This is a genomic window from Streptomyces sp. NK08204 (assembly GCF_020400585.1).
In the GTDB taxonomy this organism is placed as follows: Bacteria; Actinomycetota; Actinomycetes; order Streptomycetales; family Streptomycetaceae; genus Streptomyces.
Map to the genome: position 1 here is coordinate 505,760 of NZ_JAINVF010000002.1, position 23,138 is coordinate 528,897.

Consider the following 23,138-nt stretch of genomic DNA (forward strand, 5'->3'; position numbering starts at 1 on the left):
GCATGCCGTCCCCCAAGCTCTCCACCACGTTCGAGCAGGGTGGTGCACCCACCGGCGCTCCCACGAAGATCACGCAGGGCTCCCAGACCAAGGGCGGCATCGGCGAGTCCACGCTCCGCCCGGACGGCACCCTCAAGGTCACCGGCGAGTTCGCGTACTCGTCCGACATGTGGCACGAGGACATGCTGTGGGGCCAGATCCTGCGCTCCACCGTCGCGCACGCCGAGATCCTGTCGATCGACACCGCCGAGGCCCTGGCCACGCCGGGCGTCTACGCGGTCATGACGTACGACGACCTGCCGGCCGAGGTGAAGCACTACGGCCTGGAGATCCAGGACACCCCGGTCCTCGCCCACGGCAAGGTACGCCACCACGGCGAGCCCGTCGCCATCGTCGCCGCCGACCACCCGGAGACGGCCCGCCGCGCCGCCGCCAAGATCAAGGTGGAGTACAAGGAGCTGCCCGTCATCACCGACGAGGCCTCCGCCACCGCGCCCGACGCGATCCTCGTCCACGACAACCGCGACGACCACCACTGCGGGCACGTCCCGCACCCCAACATCGTGCACCGGCAGCCGATCGTCCGCGGCAACGTCGAGGAGGCCCGCAGGCGGGCCGACGTGATCGTGGAGGGCGAGTACACCTTCGGCATGCAGGACCAGGCCTTCCTCGGCCCCGAGTCCGGGCTCGCCGTGCCCGAGGAGGACGGCGGCGTCCACCTCTACATCGCCACCCAGTGGCTCCACTCCGACCTGCGCCAGATCGCGCCCGTCCTCGGCCTGCCCGAGGAGAAGGTGCGCATGACCCTGGCCGGCGTCGGCGGCGCCTTCGGCGGTCGCGAGGACCTGTCGATGCAGATCCACGCCTGCCTGCTGGCGCTGCGCACCGGCAAGCCGGTGAAGATCGTCTACAACCGGTTCGAGTCCTTCTTCGGACACGTCCACCGGCACCCCGCCAAGCTGTACTACGAGCACGGCGCCACCAAGGACGGCAAGCTCACGCACATGAAGTGCCGGATCGTGCTGGACGGCGGCGCCTACGCCTCGGCCTCCCCGGCGGTCGTCGGCAACGCCTCCTCGCTCTCCGTCGGCCCGTACGTCGTCGACGACGTCGACATCGAGGCCATCGCCCTCTACACCAACAACCCGCCCTGCGGCGCGATGCGTGGCTTCGGCGCGGTCCAGGCGTGCTTCGCCTACGAGGCACAGATGGACAAGCTCGCGAAGAAGCTCGGCATGGACCCGGTGGAGTTCCGCCAGCTGAACGCGATGGAACAGGGCACGGTCATGCCGACCGGGCAGCCGGTCGACTCCCCGGCCCCGGTCGCCGAACTCCTGCGCCGCGTCAAGGCGATGCCGATGCCGCCCGAGCGCCAGTGGGAGTCCAGCGAGGGCGCCGACGTACGGCAGCTGCCCGGAGGCCTGTCCAACACCACGCACGGCGAGGGCGTCGTACGCGGGGTCGGCTACGCGGTCGGCATCAAGAACGTCGGCTTCTCCGAGGGGTTCGACGACTACTCCACCGCCAAGGTGCGCATGGAGGTCGTGGGCGGGCAGCCGGTCGCGACCGTGCACACCGCGATGGCGGAGGTCGGACAGGGCGGGGTCACCGTCCACGCGCAGATCGCCCGCACCGAGCTCGGTGTCACCCAGGTGACCATCCATCCCGCCGACACCCAGGTGGGCAGCGCCGGTTCGACCTCCGCCTCCCGGCAGACGTATGTCACCGGCGGCGCCGTCAAGAACGCCTGCGAACTCGTGCGGGAGAAGGTCCTTGAGATCGGCCGGCGCAAGTTCGGCACCTATCACCCGGCCTGGGCCACCGCCGAACTCCTGCTGGAGGACGGAAAGGTGGTGACCGACGGCGGTGAGGTCCTCGGCGACCTGGTCGACGTCCTCGAGGACGAGGTCGTGGAGGTCGAGGAGGAGTGGCGGCACCGGCCGACCGAGGCCTTCGACCTGCGCACCGGCCAGGGCAACGGACACGTGCAGTACTCCTTCGCCGCCCACCGCGCCGTCGTCGAGGTCGACACCGAGCTCGGCCTGGTCAAGGTGATCGAGCTGGCCTGCGCCCAGGACGTCGGCAAGGCGCTGAACCCGCTCTCCGTCGTCGGCCAGATCCAGGGCGGCACGACGCAGGGCCTGGGTGTGGCGGTGATGGAGGAGATCATCGTCGACCCGAAGACCGCCAAGGTCAGGAACCCCTCCTTCACGGACTACCTGATCCCCACGATTCTCGACACGCCGACCATCCCGGTCGACGTGCTCGAACTCGCCGACGAGCACGCCCCGTACGGGCTGCGCGGCATCGGCGAGGCCCCGACGCTGTCGTCCACCCCGGCCGTCCTCGCGGCGATCCGGAACGCGACGGGACTGGAGCTCGACCGCACTCCGGTACGGCCCGAGCACCTCACGGGAACCGCGTAACAACCGAGCTCTCCGGGCGGCGCAGGGAACGTCACACACTCCGCCGCGCCGCCCGGAGGAACCTCCTTCGAGTCCGCACCGCTCGCGGTCCTTGAAGTACCAGGAAATTCGTTCGTCTCGGGCCGTCCCCCGGGTCGTCCATTCCCAAATCCCGTGCGCGGTAGGGACGTTGCACGGGTGCCCCTGTGAACCTTGGGAGATGGCACCATGACCCAGCAGTCAGTGGAGCCGAGGACCGCAAGCGAGGACGCCGGCGAAGGCAGCCGCGTCCCCGCAGGCCGGTCCTGGCTCGACCGGTACTTCCACATATCCCGCAGAGGATCCACCCTCGCGCGTGAGGTGCGCGGCGGCATCACCACCTTCATGGCGATGGCCTACATCCTCCTGCTCAACCCGCTCATCCTGTCCGGCAAGGACGTGTCGGGGGACACGCTCGGCCAGAAGGCCCTCATCACCGCGACGGCGCTCGCGGCGGCCGTCACCACGCTGCTGATGGGTTTCGCCGGCAAGGTGCCCCTCGCGCTCGCCGCCGGCCTCTCCGTCTCCGGCGTCCTGTCCACCCAGGTCGCACCCGAGATGACCTGGCCGCAGGCCATGGGCATGTGCGTGATGTACGGCGCGGTCATCATGCTGCTGGTCGTCACCGGCCTGCGAGAGATGATCATGAACGCGATCCCGCTGGCGCTCAAGCACGGCATCACCATGGGCATCGGCTTGTTCATCGCGTTCATCGGTTTCTACAAGTCCGGCTTCGTCCACCAGGGCAAGGGCGGCCCGGTCACCCTCGGTTCCACGGGCCAGCTCACCGGCTGGCCGGTGCTGCTCTTCGCCGCCACCCTGCTGCTGATCTTCATGCTCCAGGCCCGCGACGTCCCCGGCGCCATCCTGATCGGCATCGTCTCCGGCACCGCCGCCGCCGCCGTCCTCAACGGCCTCGGCGTCATCGACCCGCGGCAGTGGGCCAACGGCGCCCCCGAACTGCACGGCGGTGCCGTCTCGATGCCCGACTTCTCGCTCCTCGGACACGTGGAGTTCGGCGGCTGGGAGAAGGTCGGCGCGATGACCGTCGGCATGATCGTCTTCACGCTCGTGCTCGCCGGGTTCTTCGACGCGATGGCCACCATCATCGGCGTCGGCACCGAGGCCGACCTGGCCGACGACAAGGGCCGGATGCCCGGCCTGTCCAAGGCGCTGTTCATCGACGGCGCCGGCGGTGCGATCGGCGGCTTCGCCGGCGGCTCCGGCCAGACCGTCTTCATCGAGTCCGCCACCGGTGTCGGCGAAGGCGCCCGCACGGGTCTGGCCTCGGTCGTCACCGGTCTGCTGTTCGCGGCCGGTCTGTTCTTCAGCCCGCTGACCGCGATCGTCCCGCAGGAGGTCGCCTCCGCGGCCCTCGTCGTCATCGGCGCGACGATGATGATGAACGCGCGGCACGTGGACTGGGCCGACCGCGCCACGGCGATCCCCGTCTTCCTGACCGTCGTCCTGATGCCGTTCACGTACACCATCACCACCGGTGTCGCCGCGGGCGTCATCTCCTACGTGGCCATCAAGGCGGCCCAGGGCAAGGCCCGCGAGATCGGCGCGTTCATGTGGGGTCTGACGGTCGTCTTCTTGATCTACTTCGCACTCCACCCCATCGAGGCGTGGCTGGGCGTGCAGTAGCCGCCCTGTCGAACGTCCCTTCCGTACAACCCGTGAGGAGACCCAGAGATGCTGGACATCGCCGAAGAGCTGAACCGGTGGGTCGAGCAGGGCCGTGACTTCGCCGTCGCGACGGTGGTGGCCGTCGGCGGCAGCGCCCCGCGCCAGCCCGGCGCCGCCCTCGCGGTGGACGCCGACGGCACGGCCGTCGGCTCGGTCTCCGGCGGGTGCGTGGAGGGCGCCGTGTACGAGCTGTGCCGACAGGCGCTGGAGGACGGCGAGACCGTCGTCGAACGCTTCGGGTACAGCGACGAGGACGCGTTCGCCGTCGGCCTGACCTGTGGCGGCGTCATCGACATCCTCGTCACCCCGGTACGGGCGGACGGTCCCGCCCGGCCGGTGATCGCGACCGCGCTGGCCGCCGCTGTCCGTAGGGAGGCGGCGGCGGTCGCGCGGATCGTCTCGGGCCCCGCCGAACTGCTGGGCCGGGCCCTCCTGGTCCGCCCCGGCGGCTCCCCCGACAGTTCCTCCCGCGGCTCCACCAGTGGCTCCTGGGACGGCTCCTACGACGGCGGCTTCGGCGCCCACCCCGAGCTGGACCGCACCGTCGCCGCCGAGGCCGCCGCCTTCCTGGACGCGGGCCGCACCGGCACCCTGGAGATCGGCGAGCAGGGCTCGCGCTGCGGAGCACCCCTCACGGTGCTGGTCGAGTCATCCGTCCCCGCGCCGCGCATGATCGTCTTCGGTGCGATCGACTTCGCCTCGGCGCTGGTCCGCGTCGGCAAGTTCCTGAACTACCACGTGACGGTGTGCGACGCCCGGCCCGTCTTCGCCACGAGGACCCGCTTCCCCGAGGCCGAGGACATCGTCGTCGAGTGGCCCCACACGTACCTGGAGCGCACCGCCGTCGACGGCCGCACCGTCCTCTGCGTCCTCACCCACGACGCCAAGTTCGACGTACCCCTGCTCCAACTGGCCCTGCGCCTGCCGGTCGCCTACGTCGGCGCCATGGGCTCGCGCCGCACCCACCTGGACCGCAACAGACGGCTGCGGGAGGCCGGCGTCACCGAACTGGAACTGGCCCGGCTGCGTTCCCCGATCGGCCTGGACCTCGGCGCCCGTACGCCGGAGGAGACGGCCCTGTCGATCGCCGCGGAGATCGTCGCGGCCCGGCGGGGCGGCAGCGGGGTGCCGCTGACCGGCGCGCACACCCCGATCCACCACGACACGGCGGCACGGCCGACGGGGCGGATCGGCTCGGTGGCCTGAGCGGCCCGCACCGGAAGGGCGCGTGCCGTCCGCCGGAAGGGCGGGTGCCGTCCGTGGGGGAAAACGGCTTGCCGGAGGCGGCGGGCCCTGTGTTTGCATGAGCCCATGGTGTCCACCGACCGGCTGTCGGCCTTCGCGGCCCTGTCCTTGCTGCTGATAGTGATCCCCGGCCCCAGCGTGCTCTTCGTGATCGGCCGGGCGCTCGCCCACGGGCGGCGTGCCGCGCTGACCACCGTCGTCGGGAACACCATCGGTGCCTACACGCTCGTCGTGGCCGTGGCCCTCGGCGTCGGCTCGGTCGTGCAACGCTCGGTCCTGGTCTTCACCGCCCTGAAATTCGCGGGCGCCGCCTACCTCGTGTACCTCGGTGTCAAGGCCTGGCGGCAGCGCGGGTCGCTGCGGGCGGCGTTCACCGGGTCCGAGGCGGCGCCGCACGGCGGTCTGCGCACTCTGTGGGAGGGGTTCGCGGTCGGGGTGGCCAACCCCAAGACCGTCGTGTTCTTCGCCGCCGTGCTGCCCCAGTTCGTCGACCGCGAGCAGGGACACGTCCCGGGGCAGATGCTCCTGCTCGGCCTGGTCTTCAACGTCATCGCGATCGCCTCCGACAGCCTCTGGGGACTGGTCGCCTCGGCCGCCCGTGACTGGTTCGCCCGCTCCCCGCGCCGACTGTCCGTGGTAGGCGGGGTCGGTGGCCTGACGATGATCGGCCTCGGCGTGACGGTGGCCGTGACGGGCCGCAAGGACTGAGCGGCTCCGCAGCCTTCCGCGTGCCTGCGCAACGCCGGTCGAGCGCCTTGGCGGCGCCGGTCACGCCGTTCTCAGCAGCCGGTTCACGGCCCGCTCGAACACCGTACGGCCCGCCCGCGCCACCAGGCCGTCGCACCAGCCGGGCAGGAACCGCAGCCGCAGATCCTCCCGCCACACCACCCGGCTCCGGCCCCTGGGCCCCGGCCGGACCTCGATCTCCGCCCAGCCCCGCACCGTCCGCCCGCGCTTCTCCAGCCGGCACAGCCCCGGCTCGCCGTCGGCGGGCGGGCGCCAGACGGTCACCTCCATCACGTCGTCGAGGACCAGCGGCCCGAGGCCCGAGCGGGCCACGAAACGCGTGCCCTCGCGGGTCGGCGCGGACGTGACCACGATGATCCGGGTCAGCGGGACCACGCCGGAGTGGCGGGGCCACTCGGTGAGCCGACGCCACGCCTCGTCGAGGGGGAGCGGGGTCGTACGTTCGAAGGAAAAGACCGGCACGGCACGATCCTAGGCAATTGCCGCCCGTCACCTGCGTGTTCGCCGATTCCTCCCCCGTTCGGCGCACGTCGGCCCCACGTGCCCCGCCCCCACGGGCCCGCTCCCGGACATGCGGGGACTGCGCACGCGGTATCTAGAAGACATGTTCGAATTCTCCGTAAGGGCTCCGCCGTAGCACCATGGAAAGAGGGGCTCCCGCGGAGGAGGATGACCATGCGCTTCCGGGACCGCGCCGAAGCCGGCCGGGAACTCGCCGGACTGCTGAGCGACCTGCGGGACGGGGGAGACCTCGCCGACCCGGTCGTGCTCGCCCTGCCCCGGGGCGGGATCGCCGTGGCCGAGCCGGTCGCCAGAGCTCTCGCCGCCCCGCTCGACGTCCTCGTCGTACGCAAGATCGGTGCCCCGCACCACGAGGAGTTCGCCGTGGGCGCGCTCGTCGACGACGACCCGCCGTTCCTCGACGCCGGCACCCTCGACATGCTCGGCCTCACCGAGGACGCCCTCGCCCCGGCCGTGGAGCGGGAGCGGCGCGAACTGCACCGGCGCGAGCGGGTCTACCGGGGCGACAGCCCGCCGCCCGACCTGGCCGGCCGCACGGTGATCGTCGTCGACGACGGGCTGGCCACCGGCGCCACCGCCCACGTCGCCCTGCGTCACGTCCGGCACCGCGACCCCGCCCGGCTCGTCCTGGCCGTCCCGGTCGGCGCCCCGGACGCCGTCCACCGGCTCTCCGCCGAGGCCGATCTGGTCGTGTGCCCGCACCGGCCGGCCGGCTTCTCCGCCGTCGGCCAGTGGTACGACGACTTCGGCCAGCTGACCGACGCCGACGTGCTCGACCTGCTGCACGCCTCGCACGGACACTGAGCCCGAACGGACACCGGGCCCGAACGGACACCGGGCCCGAACGGACACCGGGCCCGCACGGACACCGGGCCCGCCCCGAAACGGGTGCGCGCTGAGGCCGGGGGCGCATCGAAAAATCGGGCGCGTCCGGCACCGAAACCCCCAACGGCTGCGGGAGACCGATCTGCACCGCTCAACTCCGTGCACACCAGTAGTAACGAGGTCATACGCGGAGTAGCCTCGGGTGCCATGACGCGCACGGGGGAGCGAGCCGTCACCACGCGGTTACGCATGCCGCCCTGGATCGCCCGCATCGAGGAACCGGACGGGCGGGTCCTCGGCGCCGGAGTCCTGCTCGCCCCCGACCGGGTGCTCACCGCGGCCCATGTCGTCAATCCCGGCCTGCCCTATGTCGTCCGCTTCGTCGGCGTCCCCGGCGTGCCCGGCGTCCCCGCCACCGCCGGCGCGGACGAACACGTGCCGCAGCGGGTGGACGACTTCGGGGACCGCAGCGGCGACGTCGCCCTGCTGCGCCTGGCCGAACCGATGCCCGCCCGGCACACCACCCGGCTCTACCGGCTGGCCACCCCCTACGGGGCCGTGAGCATGTACGGCTTCCCGGCCGGCGACGACGGGGGCCGCTGGCACGGCGCCACGCTGGTCGCCGCCCGCGGCCGGGACAGCCAGGTGCAACTGCGCCCGCAGACCCCGGGCGAACTGGCCGCCCCCGGCTTCAGCGGCGGGGGGGTGGTCGACCACGCCACCGACGAGGTCATCGGCATCGTCCTCAGCGTGGACGACGGGCCCGCCTCCACGTTCAGCTACATGAGCCCCACCGAGACGATCCTCAGACATCTGCCGCAGGTCGCCGCGTGGACCGACGGCGTCGAAGCCGTCAGTGCGAGCCTGCGCACCGGTGCGACCGGCGGCACCGGGGAACTCGACGTGCCGTTCGCCGCTGAACTCGCCTCCTGGTTCCGCGGCGAGGGCTGGCCGGTGCTCGTCACCGTCGTCCCCGCCCACGGCGACCGCGCCTGGACCCTGAAACGTGCGATCACACTGGCCGACCGAGAGCTGCGCAACCAGGACAACACCAGCGCCTTCAGCCACGACCCGCCCGAGACCGTCCCCCCGGTCGGCGGCCACGACATCGCGATCGACGTCGCAGACCTGACGGTCGGCCAACTCCTCGACCGGATCGCCGAGCGGCTCGGCATCCGCGACGACCCGCGGCCCGAACGGCTGGGCGCACTGCGCGGGTCGCTCGCCGCCGTCCTCGTCGGCGTGGACCAGGCCGCCGACCCCGACGCCCTGCTCGCCCTGCTGGACGGGCTCACCCGGCAGAGGGCGCGTCTGCTGCTGGTGTTCCGCCACCCGGGGCAGCACGCCGAACGGGCCGCACAGGCCCTCGTGGACCGCCCGCTGCGCGACCGCTGGGACATGCTGGACGCCGAACTCCACCGCATCACCGAGGAATTGGGCCCGGCGCTTCACGAACGCCGGGACCGCGTGCTGCCCGACCCCGGAACCCGGCAGCTGCTGGACCAGGCCGAGGCAGGGCTGCGGCGCACCCGGATGCTGCGCGCCTGGACCGCCCACGCCCCCGAACAGGAACGCGAATCCCGCCGGGCCGAGCTGCTGTTCACCTTCGAGGACGCCGCCGAACGCCGCCGTCGGCGCCTGGAGCAGGCGATCGCCGCCCTTGATGCCCGGCTGCGCCGGCGCGACGAACTCCTCGGCCGCGTCAAGGCCGAGTGGCCGCTGTTCAGGGAGCGCGCCGCCGACCGCGGCGACCAGGTCATGGAGGCGTACGAGTACTACGAATTCGCCCTGTCCCTGCTGCACCAGATCCCCTGTGACGTCGACGAGGCCGAGGCGGCCGCCGGACGGTTCATCGCCTACTGCTCCGGTACCGCACCCGGCCGCAAGGACACACCATGACCTCGTGCGTCCGGCCCGGTTGCGCGGGCCACATCATGGGCACCGGCTACTGCGACACCTGCGGGCGCCGGCAGCCCGACCCGCGCACCGGGCCGCCCCCGCCGCCCGACACCGCCGCCGAGGACTCCTCCGGGCCGCCGCCCGTCCACGTCGTCGCGGGCGTCGGCGAACTCGACCAGCACGGACTGGTCGTACTGCCCGACGTCCCCGCCCCCGTCCCCGAGGACGTGCTGATCGAGGACCCCCGGCCGCCCAAGGAGGGCCGCCGCTGCGGCGCGGACGGCTGCGACATGATCGTCGGCGTCGGCTACGGCGGCCAGCCCGCCCGCCTCACCGGCCGCTGCCACCGCTGCGGCACCCCCTACTCCTTCCTCCCCCAGCTGAGACCGGGCGACGTGGTCGCCGGCCACTACCGGGTGCTCGGCTGCCTCGCGCACGGCGGCCTCGGCTGGATCCACCTCGCCGAGGACACCCGGGCCGACGGCCACCGTGTGGTCCTCAAGGGCCTCATCAACGCCAACGACGCCCTCGCCCGCCGCAACGCCGTCGAGGAACGCCGTTCCCTCACCGACCTGCACCACCCCGACATCGTCCGGATCATCACCTACGCCGAGCACCAGGCCCCCGGCCGGCCGCCCACGGGCTACCTGGTCATGGACTACATCGGCGGACCCTCCCTGGGACAGCTGTTCGGCGCCGAGGACGTGGAACGGATCTTCCATGGCCGCCCCCGCCTCGACCACGTGCTCAGCTACGGCTGCAAGATCCTCGGCGCCCTGGAGTACCTGCACGACCGCGGGCTGCTCTACTGCGACATGAAACCCGTCAACGTCATCCACTTCGGCCGGGCCGTCAAGATCATCGACCTCGGCGCGGTCCGCGCGATCGGCGACCGCACCTCCACCCCTGTGTACACGGAGACCCACGCCCCGCCCAAGGAGGAGATCCACAGCCGCGGCTGGCACGTCGACAGCGACCTGTACACCGTCGGCATGACCCTCTCCTCCCTGGCCCACGGCACCGAACGTGCCCGCGGCCTCGCTCCCGAGTCCTTCCGCCGGCTCATCGCCCGCGCCACCCACCCCGAACCCCGCGCCCGGTTCAGGTCCGCCGCCGAGATGTCCCGCCAGCTCTGGGAGGTGCTGAGGGAGTTCCGCTCCCTTCAGTTCGGCGAGCAGCTGCCCGAGGCGTCCACGCGGTTCCGTGCCGGCGAGGCCAGCCTCGACGCCGGACTCGGCGCGATCCCCGCCCTCGCCCACTGGACCCGCCGCGTGCCCGGCAGCCCCGCCGCACTGGACGTCTGTCCGCCCCCCGCCGCCGAGGTGGCCGGCGCCCTCCCCGAACCCCGGCCCGACCCGGACGACGGGGCCGCCCTGCTGCTCGGCACCTATCCGCCGGACGCCCCGGACCGGGTCGCCGTCCAGTGGCGGCGCGAATCCCGTTTCGGCACCCCCGAGACCGCGCTGTGGCTGTGCCGCGCCTACCTCCGCCTCGGTGAACAGGACAAGGCCGAGCGCTGGCTCGCCGAGGCGCAGACCCAGCTCGGGGAACGGGCCGCCGTCCACGACTGGCGGATCGCCTGGCACCGCGGTGTCCTGCATCTGAGCAAGGGCGAGGTGAAGGAGAGGGCCGGTGGCTGCTTCGACGCCGTCTACCGGGCACTGCCCGGCGAGTACGTGCCCAAGCTGGCCCTCGGGTACTGCACCGAGCACGACAGCGACAGGAAGCCGTCGATGCGCTTCTACGAGGCCGTGTGGAGACGGGACTTCGCGCACACCGCCGCCGCGTTCGGGCTGGCCCGCGGCCACCTCGCCGGCCACGACCGGGACGCCGCGGTACGCGTCCTGGACGACGTCCCCGCCACCTCCAGACACCACGACGCCGCCCGGATCGCTGCCGTGCGCATACGCGCCGGCATCCTGGACGGCCGCCCGCCCTCGGTGACCGACCTGCGGGACGCCGTCCGGCGGCTGCATGAACTGCGCCTGGACGACGGCGAGTCACGCGCCCGGCTGGTCGCCGAGATCCGCGAGAACGCCCTGCGCAGCCGCCCGGAAACGGGCTGGGGTCCGGAGTTCCTGGGCGGGGACCTGCTCGGCGACGGCACCGAGGACCGGTTGCGGACCCTGTTGGAGCACTCCTTCCGGCAACTCGCCGACCAGGCCCGCACCGCCCAGGACCACGGCCGGCTGCTCGACCTGGCCCATGCCGTCCGTCCGATGTCCACGATCTGACCGGCGAACCCGAGGGAAACCGAACCGATGACGAGCCGTGGGAGGGAGCCGCAACGATGAGTGTGGCCCGGCAGATCGAGGTGACCCTCGCGGTCGGTCAGCAGAAGGAGCTGCCTGTCCTGCCCGCCGCCGGGCAGCTCCGCGACCGCGAGATGCACGCCATCCTGGAGATCGGCGTCCGCGGCGGCACGGACAGGGACACCGGGCCCGTGGGCGGGGCCGCGGCGGTGGGCGGGGCCGGACCCGCTCTCGCCGAGGTGCTGATCGTCGACACCTCACGCTCGATGCTCCGTCCCGCCACGAAACTGCACGCCGCCAAGGACGCCACCGTCGCGGCGATCCGGTTGCTGCCCGAGGGCACCGCCTTCGCCGTGCTCTCCGGCCGGTTCGACGCCACCGTCGTCCACCCCGGCCCCGGCAGCGCGGAGATGGCCGTCGCCGGTCCTGCCGAGCGCGCCGCCGCCGAGCGCGCCGTACGGATCCTGGACGCGGACGGCGGCACCGCCATCGGCACCTGGCTGGACCAGGCCCGGCGGCTGCTGAGCGAGCAGTCCGCCCCCATCAAGCACGTCCTGCTGCTCACCGACGGACGCAACGAGCACGACCACCGGGCGGACATGACCCTGGAGCGCGCCCTCGACAACTGCGAGGACCGGTTCATCTGCCACGCCTGGGGCATCGGCGACGACTGGGACGCCGAGCTGCTGCTGAGCATCGTCCGGCGGCTGCACGGCGAGGCCCGCGCGGTCCGTGACGAGTCGGAACTGACCGCACGGTACGAGGAGTTGATGCACGAACTGCTCGGCACCGCGATCCCCGAACTGCGCATCCGGCTGACCCCCACACCCGGCACGGTGATCCGCCGGGTCAAACAGGTGGTGCCGAGCGAACAGGAACTCCGCGCCACCACCGCGGGCCCCGGCGAGCGCGGCACGGAGTACGTCACCCGAGCCTGGAACGACGAGGTCCGGCACTTCCAGGTGGTCCTCGCCGCCGACCCGACCGGCCACGAACTGGGCGAGGACCTCCAGCTCGCCGCCGTCGAGGTCGTCGTCCCCGACTTCAAGTGGCCGGTACGGCTGCCCGCCCCGCAGCCCATCCTGGTCCGCTGGACCAACAACCCGCTCGACGCCTCCCGGCAGCATCCCGCCGTCCGCCGGCACGAGCAGTACCAGGAGGCGAGCGCCGCCGTGGCGCGGGCGTACCGGGCCTGGCTGCGCGGTACGGGGGACGGGGTGGCCGACCGGGAGCTGGCGCGGGCGGTGACGCTGGCCGCGGAGCTGGGCGACGACCACCTGCTGGGCGCGCTGGGCCGGATCGAGGACGAGCCGGGCACCGGCCGGATCCGGGCCGGCCTGAAGGACGTCGACTGGCAGCACCTCATCCTCTCCAGCGCCATGACCACCCCGCCCCAGCCGGCCGCGGGCCCGCACGCGACGGCCGCCGGGCCCGGCGCCGCCGGTCCCGCACCGGCCGCGGCGCGCGATCTCGTCGCCTGCCCGGACTGCGGATGGCTCGGCCCGGCGGACTCCGTGTACTGCGGCGGCGACTGCGGACGGCGGCTGAGGGAGCAGTCCGCATGAGCGTCCCCCAGAGCACCCGCCCGAGTGTGCCCCCGGCCGACCGCCGGGCACGGCCCGCGTGGCCCCGGCTTCTCGTCCCGTTCCTCGGCCGCGTACCGGGCGTGCGGCGGCGCCCGCCCGAGGAAGGCAGTACCACCGCGCACGACCTCGCCGTACGGCACCGGCTGTTGCTGGGCCTGTCCGCCCTGCTGACCCTGTCGCTCCTCGTCTCCTACGAGGGCGTGCACGGCGACGCGCGCCCGCTGCGCACCTCCAGCGCACCGGCCGTGCTCGCCATCGACACCGCGCGGTACGCGCTCGGCGAGGCCGAGAAGGATGCCGGGGCGACGACGTCGACCAGCGAGTTCAGCAAGCAGATCGCCGTCGCCGCGCAGAGCCTCGCCGCCGCCGCGGCGGACGACGTCGGCGCAGCTGCGGGCCGCCAGGCCGTGCAGACCATCACCGGGCTGATCACCGTCTACGCCGGCATGGTCGAGAAGGCCCAACTGCACGCCGCCGACGGCGTGTTGCGCAAGGCATACCTCAGCTACGCCAGCAGCGTCCTGAGGGCCCCCGGATCCGGGATCCAGGACCGGCTGACGGATCTGCGGCGCCAACAGCGGGCCGCGGTGCACCGCCAGACCTCCTTCGGGCCGCTGCTGTGGCTCTGCTGGAGCGCGACCGCACTGCTGGCACTCGCCCTCGTCGTGGCCCTGGTGGAGACCCAGCTCTTCCTGCGCCGCCGCTTCCGGCGCAAGTACAACCCCTTCATCCTGTCCGCCGTACTCCTGCTGACGGTCGGATGCACCACCCTGGCGCTGTTCACGTTCTGGACCCACCGGGGCATGGCGCACACGCGCCGCGAACTCGACCGGCCGCTGACCGGGCCGGGCATCCGCACGGCGGGGCAGCGCACCGCCTCGTACCTCGCGGACACCGGCTTCCACGCGGCGGCCACGGTGTGGATCGTGATAGGAGGGCTCCTGCTCATGGCGCTGGCCCGGACGGGACTGCAGAGGCACATCACCGACTACCGGTTCAGGCCCCGGTGAGCGCCCGGCGCGGCGGCCCCGAACCGGCCGCCCCGACCTCCCGGCGCCGCCTGGCGCGCACCCTCACCCTGATGGGGATCTGCCTGGCCCTGCTGGCGGCGGCCGTCGTGGTGAGCGTACGCGCCCTCCGGCCCGAGCCGACCGTCACCCTGCTGGCCAACTGGGAGGGCGCCGACAAGCAGAACTTCGAGGAGGCGGTCATAGAGCCCTTCGAGCGCAGGTACCACATCCACGTCGACTACCAGGGCAGCTCCGCCGAGAGCGAGGTCCTCGGCGCCGACGTGGCGGCCGGCACCCCGCCCGACATCGTGGTCCTGACCGGCCCCGGTGAACTGGCCGCCTACCAGGGGGAGAAGGTGCTCAAGCCCCTCGACGGCCTGGTCGCGCCGAATGAGTTCAGCGAGTCCTGGGCCACCCAGGTGGACGGGCACCTGTACTGGTTCCCGCTCAAGGCCGACCTGAAGAGCATCGTCTGGTACCCGGGGGACATGAGCGCCCAGCAACGCCGGCACGACGCGTCCCAGCCCGGCAAGTGGTGCCTCGGCATGGGATCCGGTGCCACCAGCGGCTGGCCGGGCACCGACTGGGTCGAGGACATCGTCCTGCAGCAGAACGGCCCGGAGTTCTACGAGCGGTGGGCGCGCGGGGAGGCGCGGATCTGGCAGTCGGCACCGATGAAGCGGGCGTGGAAGACCTGGGGGCGGATGGTCGACGCAGGCGGAGCGAACGTCCTGTCGATCCTCAAGACCGGGTACAAGCAGGCCTCCGATCCGATCACCCGCACGCCGCCCGGGTGCACGCTGGAGCACCAGGGGTCGTACATACGCGACGAGAAGCGCTGGCAGCACGTCGACGGCCGGTACGAGCCCTCGTCCCGGTTCATCCCGCACGCCACCGCCCGCCACGCCTGGGAGGTCTCCGGCGACCTGGTCGCCCTGCTCAACGCCACACCGCAGGCCAGGAAGCTGATCCGCTACCTCGCCTCGGCCGACGCCCAACGGGCCTGGAACGCCAAGGAATCGGGCTTCTCCGTCGCCGCCGGGGCCCAGCGCGCCGAGGCTTCCGCATGGCATCGCTCCCTGTCCGCCATCCTCCTCGACAAGCAGGCCGTCCACTGCTTCGACGCCTCCGACGCCATGCCACCCACGGTCCGTGACGCCTTCGCGGAGGCGGTCATCGACTTCCTCGCGCACCCCGAACACCTGGACGGCCTCCTGAAGAACCTGGACTCCCTGCGCCGCGCCAAGGGCCTCACCTGGCTCCAGTCGGTGTGCGACCGGATGCCGGCGTCGGGGTGACCGGCCCTGGTGCCGCGCAGGCGCCGGACGGTGCCGCGGCTGTGGCGGGGCGGGGGGCACGGCGCCAGACGGGCTTGGGCCGCCGCCGTTCCCGCCGTCGGGTCGTTCGGCATCGGCTGCCTCTCCGTCGAGTCCGCGTACGGGCCTGCGTACGGCGTGATCAGGCAGCGGGGTGCGAGCAGGACAGCGGCGGCCCGCTCGCGCAGACATCCGCGACCCGTGCGGCGTTCGGAGGACGCCGGTTGCGGACAGCAGGTGTCCGCAAGCGGCGTTAGCGTGCGGGCATGACGAAGAGCAGCGCAGCCACGGCGCCCCTGCTGGACACCCGGGCCCTCAACCGCGCCACCCTGGACCGCCAGCTCCTGCTGCGCCGCTCCCCGCTGGCCGCCCAGGACGCCGTACGGCATCTGCTCGGCCTGCAGGCGCAGAACGTCAAGCCGCCGTACTACGCCCTCGCCGCCCGCCTGGACCGTTTCACCCCCGAGGACCTCTCCGCGTCCATGGCCGCCCGCGAGGCCGTCCGGATCGTCACCCTGCGCTCCACCCTCCACACCCACACCGCCGACGACTGCCTTGCCCTGCGTCCGTTCGTCCAGCCCGCCCGGGACCGCGAACTGGCGCTCTTCCGCAAGGGGCTGACCGGTGTCGACCTCGGCCGGCTCGCCGCGCTCGCCCGTCAGCTGGTCGAGGACGAGCCGCGGACCCCGGCCCAGTTGCGCGCGGCGCTCGGGGCCGAGTGGCCGGACGCCGACCCGCAGGCCCTCTTCACCGCCGCCCGCTGCACCCTGCCCCTGGTCCAGGTCACCCCGCGCGGCCTGTGGGGCCGAAGCGGCCAGGTCGCCCTCACCACCGCCGAGCACTGGCTGGGGCGGCCCGCCGAACAGGACCCGGCACCGGACGCGGTGGTCCTGCGCTACCTCGCCGCCTTCGGCCCGGCCTCTGTCAAGGACATGCAGACCTGGGCGGGACTCACCCGGCTGAAGGAGGCGTTCGAGCGTCTGCGCCCGCGGCTGCTGACCTTCCGCGACCCCCAGGGCGTCGAACTCTTCGACCTGCCCGACGCCCCGCGCCCCGACCCGGACACCCCGGCCCCGCCCCGCTTCCTGCCCGAGTACGACAACCTCCTCCTCTCCCACGCCGACCGCACCCGCGTCGTACCGCCCGAGTACCGGGGCCGCACCGTGCGGGGCAACCAGCCCTACCGCGCCTTCCTGGTCGACGGATTCCTCGCCGGCCTCTGGAAGACGGACGGCGACACCCTCGTCATCGAGCCCTTCGGCAGGCTCACCAGCAACCGGCGCACGGAGGTCACCCAGGAGGCGGAGCGGATGCTCGCCGTGCTGCACCCGGGGGAGGCGTACGACATCCGGTTCGGCAGTGTCGCGCAGCGGTGAACGGCCCCGGGGCGCAGGTTCTACAGTCGGGGCCATGGAACTGCGGCAGCTTGCCTATTTCATCGCCGTCGCCGAGGAGTTGCACTTCGGACGGGCGGCCGACCGGCTGCACATCGTGCAGTCGGCGGTCAGTCAGCAGATACAGCGGCTGGAGCGTGAGCTGGGCGCCGATCTGTTCGACCGCTCGCCGCGCCGGGTGCGGCTGACCGCGGCGGGGGAGCGGCTGCTGCCCGAGGCGCGTGCCGTGCTCGCTGCGGTGGAGAAGGCACGGGCCTGCGTGGTGGTGCCCGCCGGGCTGCGTGTCGGTACCAGCACCGGGCTCGGCACCCACCTGGACCGGGTGCTCGCCGCGTTCGCCGAGCGGGCACCGGACGTGCCCGTCGAGCTGGTCTCGCTGCCGGTGGGCGAACGGCTGGCCCGGGTCGCGGCCGGCCGGCTGGACGCCGCCTTCGTGCGGGCGGCCGAACCACCGCCCGGCGTGCGCGTGCTGCCCCTGTGGCCCGACCCGCTGGTGGCCGCCCTGCCGGCCGCGCACCCCCTCGCGGCCCGCGCGGAGATCGACGTCGCCGACCTCGCCGAGCTGCCCCTCGCCCTCACCGCGCGCCGCAACAACCCCGCCCTGGTGGACCTGGTCGTCGGCGCCTGCCACACGGCCGGGTTCGAACCGCTGCCGGGACCGGCGGGCGGCTCCCTCCAGGACACCCTCGCCACCATCGGCGCCGGTTCGCTGTGGACGGTCGTCTACGCCTCCCACGCCCGCGTGCTGCACACCCCTCGGGTGGCCTACGTCCCCTTCCGCGGCGCCGGCCTTGCCCTGCCCACCGGCCTGGCCGTCCGCACCGCCGATCCCGGCCCGCATCTGCAGCAACTACTGCTGGCCTGCGGCGATCACGAAAGCTGATCGCCGCGGTCGCCGACTGCTTCTTGGCCGACGGTGCGCTGCGCGATGAACTGGGTGCACCGCGAACGCAGGCGGCAACCACCGCCCCGCACAAGGGAGTCAGTCATGCCGATCGTCACCGTCCAGCAGGGCCCGCGCGATGTCGCACTGAAGCGGGACCTCGTCAAGCGCGTCACCGACGCCTTCGTCGAGGCCTACAACATCCCGGCGGAAAGCGTGCAGGTGTGGATACACGAGGTCCCGGCGGACAGCTGGGGCGCCGCCGGGAAGCTCACGGCCGACAAGTAGCCGCGCACCACCGGCGCACAGCCGGGGAACTTGGAGAGGGGGGCGTTGCGGGCCGCTCGTGGTAGCTCGCAACGCCCCCCTGGCCGTTACCCGAGGGGTACTCGGGAGGACTTCCGGGTCACGAGTTGACCTGCGCGGTCACCAGGTCCGAGAAGGTGGTCAGCCGGGTGTAGATCCCCGGGTAACCCGCCTCCGCGCACCCCTCGCCCCAAGAAGTGATCCCTGCCAGGACGCCCCTGACGAGCAGGGGACCGCCGCTGTCGCCCTGGCAGGTGTCCACGCCGCCGGACGTGTATCCGGCGCAGACCATGTCGGACTGGACGAAGTCCGAACCGTAGGAGGAGCGGCAGACGGTGTCGGACGCGACGGGCACGGTCGCGGTCCGCAGCTGGTTGGAGGAGCTGCCGTTCTCCGAGGTGGTGCCCCAGCCGAGGACCCGGGCCGTGGTGCCGGCCGCGTACATGCCCGTCTGGGAGGAGGAGACGTACGACACCGGGGTGTACGGCATCGTGGTCGCCAGGGTCACCACGGCCACGTCGTGGCCGTTGGTGGCGTCGGTGTACCCCGGGTCGATCCAGATCCTGCTGACCCGGCTCACCGTGCCGTCGGTGCCGTTGAGATAGGTCCGGCCGCCGACCACACGGACGCCGCCGGTGGTCTCGCCGGCCATGCAGTGTGCCGCCGTGACGACCTTCCTGGCCCCCACCAGGGTGCCCCCGCAGAACTGGTTGCCGGACGCGTCGGTGATCTGCACGACGAACGGGTATGCGGCCGTCGTGGTGGCCGTACCGCCGACGATCGGCTGCGGTGCGGCCGTCGCCGTGGGGGCGGTGACGAGCGCGGTCGCCGCGGCGGCGGCGGTGGCCACCAGGGTCGCGGCGTTCTGTCTGAGACGTCTGGGCCCGAACATGAGTCTCCTCAGTGGGGGATGCCGGTGGGGGATCGCACGGGGTGGGGGGTACAGCACGGGAGGTCACGGGGACCGACCCGTGTGCCCGGGCGAGCGGCACGCCCCTTACGCTAGGACCCGGAACCCCCAGCTCCCAATGAGGGAACCCCCTAGGGGGGGTGGGGTGAGGGAAAACCCTCGGTCCGGTTCAGTTAACCGGCCGAGTTGTCAGTTCGCGCGGCGACCTGCCGCCAAACGGACGATGTCCACACGCGATCGGATCCCCAGTTTGCGGTAGACCCGGGTCAGGGTCGCCTCCACCGTCTTCACACTGACGAACAGCCGTGCGGCTATCTCCCGGTTGGTGGCGCCCTCCATGACCAGCGCCGCGACCTGACGTTCCATCGCGGCCAGCCCCTCCAGCGCGTCCATGGCCGCGGGCGCGGCCGGCGCCCGGTCCGGCTCGGGCGCGGTACGGGCCTGCTCCACCTGGCGCAGCCAGGGCAGTGCCCGGCAGCGGCGGAAGATCCGGGCGGCCTCGTCGAACGCCGTCGGTCCGAGGTGCCGGCCGCGCAGCCGGGCCAGCGCGAACGCCGCCCGTGCCTCCTCCAGGCCGTAGCCGAGCTTGCCCAGCCGGTCCTGAGCGGACGTCAGCTGGGCGATCGCGGCGTCCCGGTCGCCGTGCGCGGCGCGCACCAGGGCCTCGGACCGGTCGAGAACGGCCAGGACGCTCTCCCGGCCCAGTCTGAGGGCGTGCTCGCGGCTGACGTCCAGGACGTCCTGCGCCTCGGCCGGTTCACCGATCCGGACCAGCGCCTCGGCCAGGTCGCCCTGCCACCGGCCCCGCGCCGGGTCGGTGATGCCGAGGGCCAGTTCCAGCCGTCGTACATGGCGCAGCGAGCGTACGGTGCCCGCCGGGTCCCCGGCGACCAGCTGGGCGTACCCGAGCGCGCCCAGGGCCCGCGACAGGTACATCTGGTCGCCGTCCTCCTCGGCCTGATGCGCCGCCTCCCGGGCGAGCGACAACGCCCGGTCCACGTCCCCGCCGGAGGCCTCCGCGAGCGAGCTGATGACCGCCGAGGCGGTCTCCCCGATCCCCGAGTCCCGGGCCAGCCGGAGGCTCTCGCCGGCCAGGTCGAGGGCGCGCCCGCAGTGCCCGGCGAGCAACTCCGTCTCGGCCAGGCCGCGCAGGAAGTGCACCTCGCTCTCCACCGAGCCGCGCCGGCGCACCTCGCGCAGCAGCCCGGTGACGGCGATCCGCGCCTCGGCCAGCTGGTCGCCCATGACCAGCCAGCGGAACCGGGCGCTGCCCGCGCCGTTGTGATGACAGGACACCCTCGGGTCCTGAGGCTCCTTCAGGGCGCGCTGGATGGTCCGGGGGGCCTCCGGGTGGCCCATCAGGGTCTCGGTCTGCGCCTGGAAGGCGAGGGCGAGCAACTCGGTGCGCCGGTCCGCGCCACGGGCGGCCAGCTCGGCCGCGTGCGCGGCGGCCTCGCGGGCCTCGGTGAAGTCGCCCTGCACGATCAGCGCCCGCCAGGCCAGCTGGTAGTGGACCAGCGCCAGCAGGCGGGGGTCGTCCCCGGCGTCGGCGAGCGCCTGCGGGAAGGCGGCGTCGACCTCCGCCATGGTGTGGCCGGCGGTGTCGATGACGATGATCCAGGCCCGCACCCGCTCGGCGGGCACGGTCGACCCGGTCAGCACCTCCCGGGCGATGTCCCGGGCCAGGTCGAGATCGCCGGAGGTGATCGCGTCCTCGGCGGCCTGCAGCCTGCGCTCGTCCGGGCCCGGCGGGCTGCAGGCGGGCGTGTGCCGGGCGGCGAGCAGGCCCAGCTGGGCGGCTACCGAGGGCGCGCCCCGGTCGCGGGCGAGCGCGGCGGCCTCGGCGAGCCGGGCGGCCACCTCCGGGTCGGTGCCGGTGCTGGCGAGAGCCAGGTGCCGGGCCCGCTCGATCGGGTCGAAGGCCGCGGTGGACAGCGCGGCGTGCGCGGCCCGCCGCTCGTGGGCCGGGGCCTCGGCGTACAGCGCGGCGGAGATCAGCGGGTGCGCGAACCGTACGGCGGGGTCCTCCGGCCCGGTGGCGAGCAGCCCGAGTTCGGCGGCCTGGGCGCACTCGGCCTCGGCGTTCTCCCGGCCGGCCGCGTGCAGCAGCGTCGTGGTGGGGCGGGCGCCGGCGCTGGCCACCAGCAGGGTGCGGCGGGCCTCGACGGACAGCATGTCCAGGCGGCTGAGCACCAGGGCGCGCAGCGAGGTCGGGACCGGCAGTGGCTCGCCCGGCCGGGGCGGGGTGGGCCCGTCGGCGAGGGCGCGGCCCAGCTCCAGGGCGAACAGTGGGTTGCCACCGCTGGTGCGGTGGATCTCGCGGACCGTGGAGCGCGGCAGGCCGCCGTGCCCGCGGTGGTCGAGCAGCCGGGCGACCTGCGTGTGACTGAGCGGGCCCAGCCGTACGGCGGTCGTGTCCGGCGGACAGGCGCGCAGTTGCCGGTCGTACTCCTGGCTGTCCGGCCCGTCCGTCCGTACCGCGCACAGCAGTTGCACCGTGGTGCCCTCCAGGCGGCGGGCGGCGAAGCCGAGCAGTTCGGCGCTGGCCGGATCGAGCCACTGCAGATCGTCCGCGACGACCAGCACCGGGCCGCGCTCGGCGAGCGCGCGCAGCGCGGAGAGCACCGCCAGACGCAACGCGAGGCCGTCCCGCAGGAGGCTGGACTCGCCGCGGCCGGTGAGCGCCGACTCCAGTGCGGTGCGCTGGGCGGTGGGCAGCCGCGGGGCGACGTCGTCGAGGACCAGGCCGAGGAGGTCGGCGAGGGCGAGGAAGGGCAGGTGCGATTCCGACTCGGTGGCCGAGCAGCGCAACACGGTGTGCGCGGTGGCGCCGTATTCCTCGGCCAATGCGCGCAGGACGGTCGATTTCCCTATTCCGGCCGGGCCGTGGAGCAGCACACTGCCCCCGGAGGCGAGCTGTTCGCGGGCGGTGGTGAACAGCTCTTCGCGGCCGATGACCAGGTCGGTGCGGCATCGGGCAGGCTCCCGGAAGTCCCGTCGCACGGTCACCGCTCCCCTCCTGTGTCGTGTCCGGGCCAAATTCTAGGCAACGATCCCCTGAATTCGGACGGAAGCCGTGGTGAGGGAAATAACAAACGGCCAAGCGTGAGGAAATTCAAGGCGTCGCCGCATGAATGGACAGGTTTCCTTACCGTGCGCCCTACGGCAGCAGTCCCGCCCTGCGCGCCGCTGTCACCGCCTCCCCTCGTGTGTGTGCGCCCAACTTGCGCATCGCCGAGCGCAGATATCCCTTGACCGTCTCCGGGCGCAGCCCCAGCCGCTCGGCAACCCCCGCGTTGGTCGCGCCCGCCGCCACCCAGGACAGCACGTCAAGCTCCCGCGGGGCCAGAGCCGCGCCGCCCTGGACCGGGACCGGTTCGGCCAGCATCCCGCAGGCGGCCAGCAGTTCGGCCCGCAGCTCGGGGTCGTCGATCCGGGGCGCGAGCGAGCGCAGCGCCGCGTGCGCCTCACGCACCTGCTCCCAGGCGGCGCCCCCTTCCCGGGCGTCCTCGGCGGGCTCCGGCCGGGCCGCGGCCAGCAGCTCCTGCGCCTCGTCCCGCACCACGAGCGCCTGTTCCACGTCCCGTGCCGCCTCCACCGCGGCGGTCACCGTCCGGTCGCCGAGCGGCTGGGCCGCACGCAGCGCGCCGTACAGCACCCCGCGCACCCGGCGCCGCACCACCACCGGCACCGCGATCACCGAGCGGATTCCCTCGGCGGCCACCGGCGCGTCGTACTCGTGGCTGATGTGCCGGGAGCTGGAGTAGTCCGTCACCGCGCACGGCCGGGCCAGCGCCACCGCCTTGCCGCCGAGCCCGTTGCCGGAGGTCACGGCGAGCGAGCTGAGGGAGGCCGTGTGGGTGCCGCTCAGTTCACTGATCCGGATCCGCGGCCGTCCGTACTCGACCAGCCCGCCGAACGCGACGGGCAGTCCGGTGGCGCGCCGCAGCCGGGCCAGCGCGCCGCGTATCTCCGACGCCGTCACGGTCTCTCCTGCCACCACATCGCTCCTTCGGTGCGGTCCACCCCCGTTCGGGGGTAGTGAGACCTGTATCACGGATTAGACGATGCCGGGGAGCCGCCCGGCAATGGTCCGGATCAGGGGAGTGG

17 protein-coding genes are annotated in these 23,138 nt (G+C 73.1%); 13 read left to right on the forward strand and 4 right to left on the reverse strand.

What is annotated here, in order from left to right; all coding sequences use genetic code 11:
• The first annotated feature begins 2 nt into the window (after positions 1–2).
• The 4 genes from K7G59_RS05325 (at position 3) to K7G59_RS05340 (ending at position 6,086) form a co-directional block, all read left to right on the forward strand.
• The gene (locus K7G59_RS05325) at positions 3–2,426 is read left to right on the forward strand and encodes a xanthine dehydrogenase family protein molybdopterin-binding subunit (RefSeq protein WP_225830656.1); all 2,424 of its coding nucleotides are present in this window, start codon (positions 3–5) and stop codon (positions 2,424–2,426) included.
• Between the two features lie 207 nt (positions 2,427–2,633).
• Positions 2,634–4,091 carry an NCS2 family permease gene (locus K7G59_RS05330; protein WP_225830657.1) on the forward strand — a complete coding sequence of 486 codons (1,458 nt, stop codon included), beginning with the start codon at positions 2,634–2,636 and terminating at the stop codon, positions 4,089–4,091.
• A gap of 48 nt (positions 4,092–4,139) precedes the next feature.
• Positions 4,140–5,339, forward strand: a complete 1,200-nt coding sequence (locus K7G59_RS05335) for an XdhC family protein (RefSeq protein WP_225830658.1) — start codon at positions 4,140–4,142, stop codon at positions 5,337–5,339.
• 105 nt (positions 5,340–5,444) lie between these two features.
• Positions 5,445–6,086, forward strand: coding sequence for a LysE family translocator (locus K7G59_RS05340; protein WP_225830659.1), 642 nt, complete (start codon positions 5,445–5,447; stop codon positions 6,084–6,086).
• Positions 6,087–6,146: 60 nt separating this feature from the next.
• Here K7G59_RS05340 and K7G59_RS05345 read toward each other — a convergent pair whose 3' ends face one another.
• Complete coding sequence (locus K7G59_RS05345; protein ID WP_225830660.1) at positions 6,147–6,587, reverse strand: SRPBCC family protein; 441 nt, start codon at positions 6,585–6,587, stop codon at positions 6,147–6,149.
• A gap of 213 nt (positions 6,588–6,800) precedes the next feature.
• On the opposite strand from K7G59_RS05345, the gene K7G59_RS05350 reads away from it, so the two are divergent.
• From K7G59_RS05350 to dmpI, 9 genes are all read left to right on the forward strand, one after another.
• Complete coding sequence (locus K7G59_RS05350) at positions 6,801–7,451, forward strand: phosphoribosyltransferase (protein ID WP_225830661.1); 651 nt, start codon at positions 6,801–6,803, stop codon at positions 7,449–7,451.
• 228 nt (positions 7,452–7,679) lie between these two features.
• Positions 7,680–9,371, forward strand: a complete 1,692-nt coding sequence (locus K7G59_RS05355) for a serine protease (RefSeq protein ID WP_225830662.1) — start codon at positions 7,680–7,682, stop codon at positions 9,369–9,371.
• On the forward strand, positions 9,368–11,605 hold the full coding sequence (locus K7G59_RS05360) for a serine/threonine-protein kinase (protein WP_225830663.1): 2,238 nt from the start codon (positions 9,368–9,370) through the stop codon (positions 11,603–11,605). Before K7G59_RS05355 ends, K7G59_RS05360 begins: the two co-directional genes overlap by 4 nt.
• Positions 11,606–11,661: 56 nt before the next feature.
• The gene (locus K7G59_RS05365; protein ID WP_225830664.1) at positions 11,662–13,188 is read left to right on the forward strand and encodes a vWA domain-containing protein; all 1,527 of its coding nucleotides are present in this window, start codon (positions 11,662–11,664) and stop codon (positions 13,186–13,188) included.
• On the forward strand, positions 13,185–14,219 hold the full coding sequence (locus K7G59_RS05370) for a hypothetical protein (RefSeq protein ID WP_225830665.1): 1,035 nt from the start codon (positions 13,185–13,187) through the stop codon (positions 14,217–14,219). Before K7G59_RS05365 ends, K7G59_RS05370 begins: the two co-directional genes overlap by 4 nt.
• Positions 14,216–15,517 carry an ABC transporter substrate-binding protein gene (locus tag K7G59_RS05375; RefSeq protein ID WP_225830666.1) on the forward strand — a complete coding sequence of 434 codons (1,302 nt, stop codon included), beginning with the start codon at positions 14,216–14,218 and terminating at the stop codon, positions 15,515–15,517. The genes K7G59_RS05370 and K7G59_RS05375 overlap by 4 nt, the downstream gene beginning before the upstream one ends.
• Before the next feature lie 284 nt (positions 15,518–15,801).
• Complete coding sequence (locus tag K7G59_RS05380) at positions 15,802–16,911, forward strand: winged helix DNA-binding domain-containing protein (protein ID WP_225830667.1); 1,110 nt, start codon at positions 15,802–15,804, stop codon at positions 16,909–16,911.
• Between the two features lie 34 nt (positions 16,912–16,945).
• Positions 16,946–17,812: a LysR family transcriptional regulator gene (locus tag K7G59_RS05385; protein ID WP_225830668.1), complete on the forward strand. Its 867-nt coding sequence runs from the start codon at positions 16,946–16,948 to the stop codon at positions 17,810–17,812.
• Between the two features lie 105 nt (positions 17,813–17,917).
• Complete coding sequence (dmpI, locus tag K7G59_RS05390) at positions 17,918–18,100, forward strand: 4-oxalocrotonate tautomerase DmpI (RefSeq protein ID WP_225830669.1); 183 nt, start codon at positions 17,918–17,920, stop codon at positions 18,098–18,100.
• A gap of 118 nt (positions 18,101–18,218) precedes the next feature.
• Here the strand turns inward: dmpI and K7G59_RS05395 are convergent, their stop codons facing one another.
• From K7G59_RS05395 to K7G59_RS05405, 3 genes are all read right to left on the reverse strand, one after another.
• Complete coding sequence (locus tag K7G59_RS05395; RefSeq protein WP_225830670.1) at positions 18,219–19,010, reverse strand: trypsin-like serine protease; 792 nt, start codon at positions 19,008–19,010, stop codon at positions 18,219–18,221.
• Positions 19,011–19,217: 207 nt separating this feature from the next.
• Positions 19,218–22,037 carry an AAA family ATPase gene (locus K7G59_RS05400; RefSeq protein ID WP_225830671.1) on the reverse strand — a complete coding sequence of 940 codons (2,820 nt, stop codon included), beginning with the start codon at positions 22,035–22,037 and terminating at the stop codon, positions 19,218–19,220.
• 151 nt (positions 22,038–22,188) lie between these two features.
• Positions 22,189–23,028: a helix-turn-helix transcriptional regulator gene (locus K7G59_RS05405; RefSeq protein ID WP_225830672.1), complete on the reverse strand. Its 840-nt coding sequence runs from the start codon at positions 23,026–23,028 to the stop codon at positions 22,189–22,191.
• Between the last annotated feature and the right edge of the window lie 110 nt (positions 23,029–23,138).

Excerpts from the sequence above, each read along its gene's own strand:
- K7G59_RS05325 (WP_225830656.1), top strand. The coding sequence starts at position 3 with ATGCCGTCCCCCAAGCTCTCCACCACGTTCGAGCAGGGTGGTGCACCC.
- K7G59_RS05330 (WP_225830657.1), top strand. The coding sequence starts at position 2,634 with ATGACCCAGCAGTCAGTGGAGCCGAGGACCGCAAGCGAGGACGCCGGC.
- K7G59_RS05335 (WP_225830658.1), top strand. The coding sequence starts at position 4,140 with ATGCTGGACATCGCCGAAGAGCTGAACCGGTGGGTCGAGCAGGGCCGT.
- K7G59_RS05340 (WP_225830659.1), top strand. The coding sequence starts at position 5,445 with ATGGTGTCCACCGACCGGCTGTCGGCCTTCGCGGCCCTGTCCTTGCTG.
- K7G59_RS05350 (WP_225830661.1), top strand. The coding sequence starts at position 6,801 with ATGCGCTTCCGGGACCGCGCCGAAGCCGGCCGGGAACTCGCCGGACTG.
- K7G59_RS05355 (WP_225830662.1), top strand. The coding sequence starts at position 7,680 with ATGACGCGCACGGGGGAGCGAGCCGTCACCACGCGGTTACGCATGCCG.
- K7G59_RS05360 (WP_225830663.1), top strand. The coding sequence starts at position 9,368 with ATGACCTCGTGCGTCCGGCCCGGTTGCGCGGGCCACATCATGGGCACC.
- K7G59_RS05365 (WP_225830664.1), top strand. The coding sequence starts at position 11,662 with ATGAGTGTGGCCCGGCAGATCGAGGTGACCCTCGCGGTCGGTCAGCAG.
- K7G59_RS05370 (WP_225830665.1), top strand. The coding sequence starts at position 13,185 with ATGAGCGTCCCCCAGAGCACCCGCCCGAGTGTGCCCCCGGCCGACCGC.
- K7G59_RS05380 (WP_225830667.1), top strand. The coding sequence starts at position 15,802 with ATGACGAAGAGCAGCGCAGCCACGGCGCCCCTGCTGGACACCCGGGCC.
- K7G59_RS05385 (WP_225830668.1), top strand. The coding sequence starts at position 16,946 with ATGGAACTGCGGCAGCTTGCCTATTTCATCGCCGTCGCCGAGGAGTTG.
- dmpI (WP_225830669.1), top strand. The coding sequence starts at position 17,918 with ATGCCGATCGTCACCGTCCAGCAGGGCCCGCGCGATGTCGCACTGAAG.
- K7G59_RS05395 (WP_225830670.1), bottom strand. The coding sequence starts at position 19,010 with ATGTTCGGGCCCAGACGTCTCAGACAGAACGCCGCGACCCTGGTGGCC.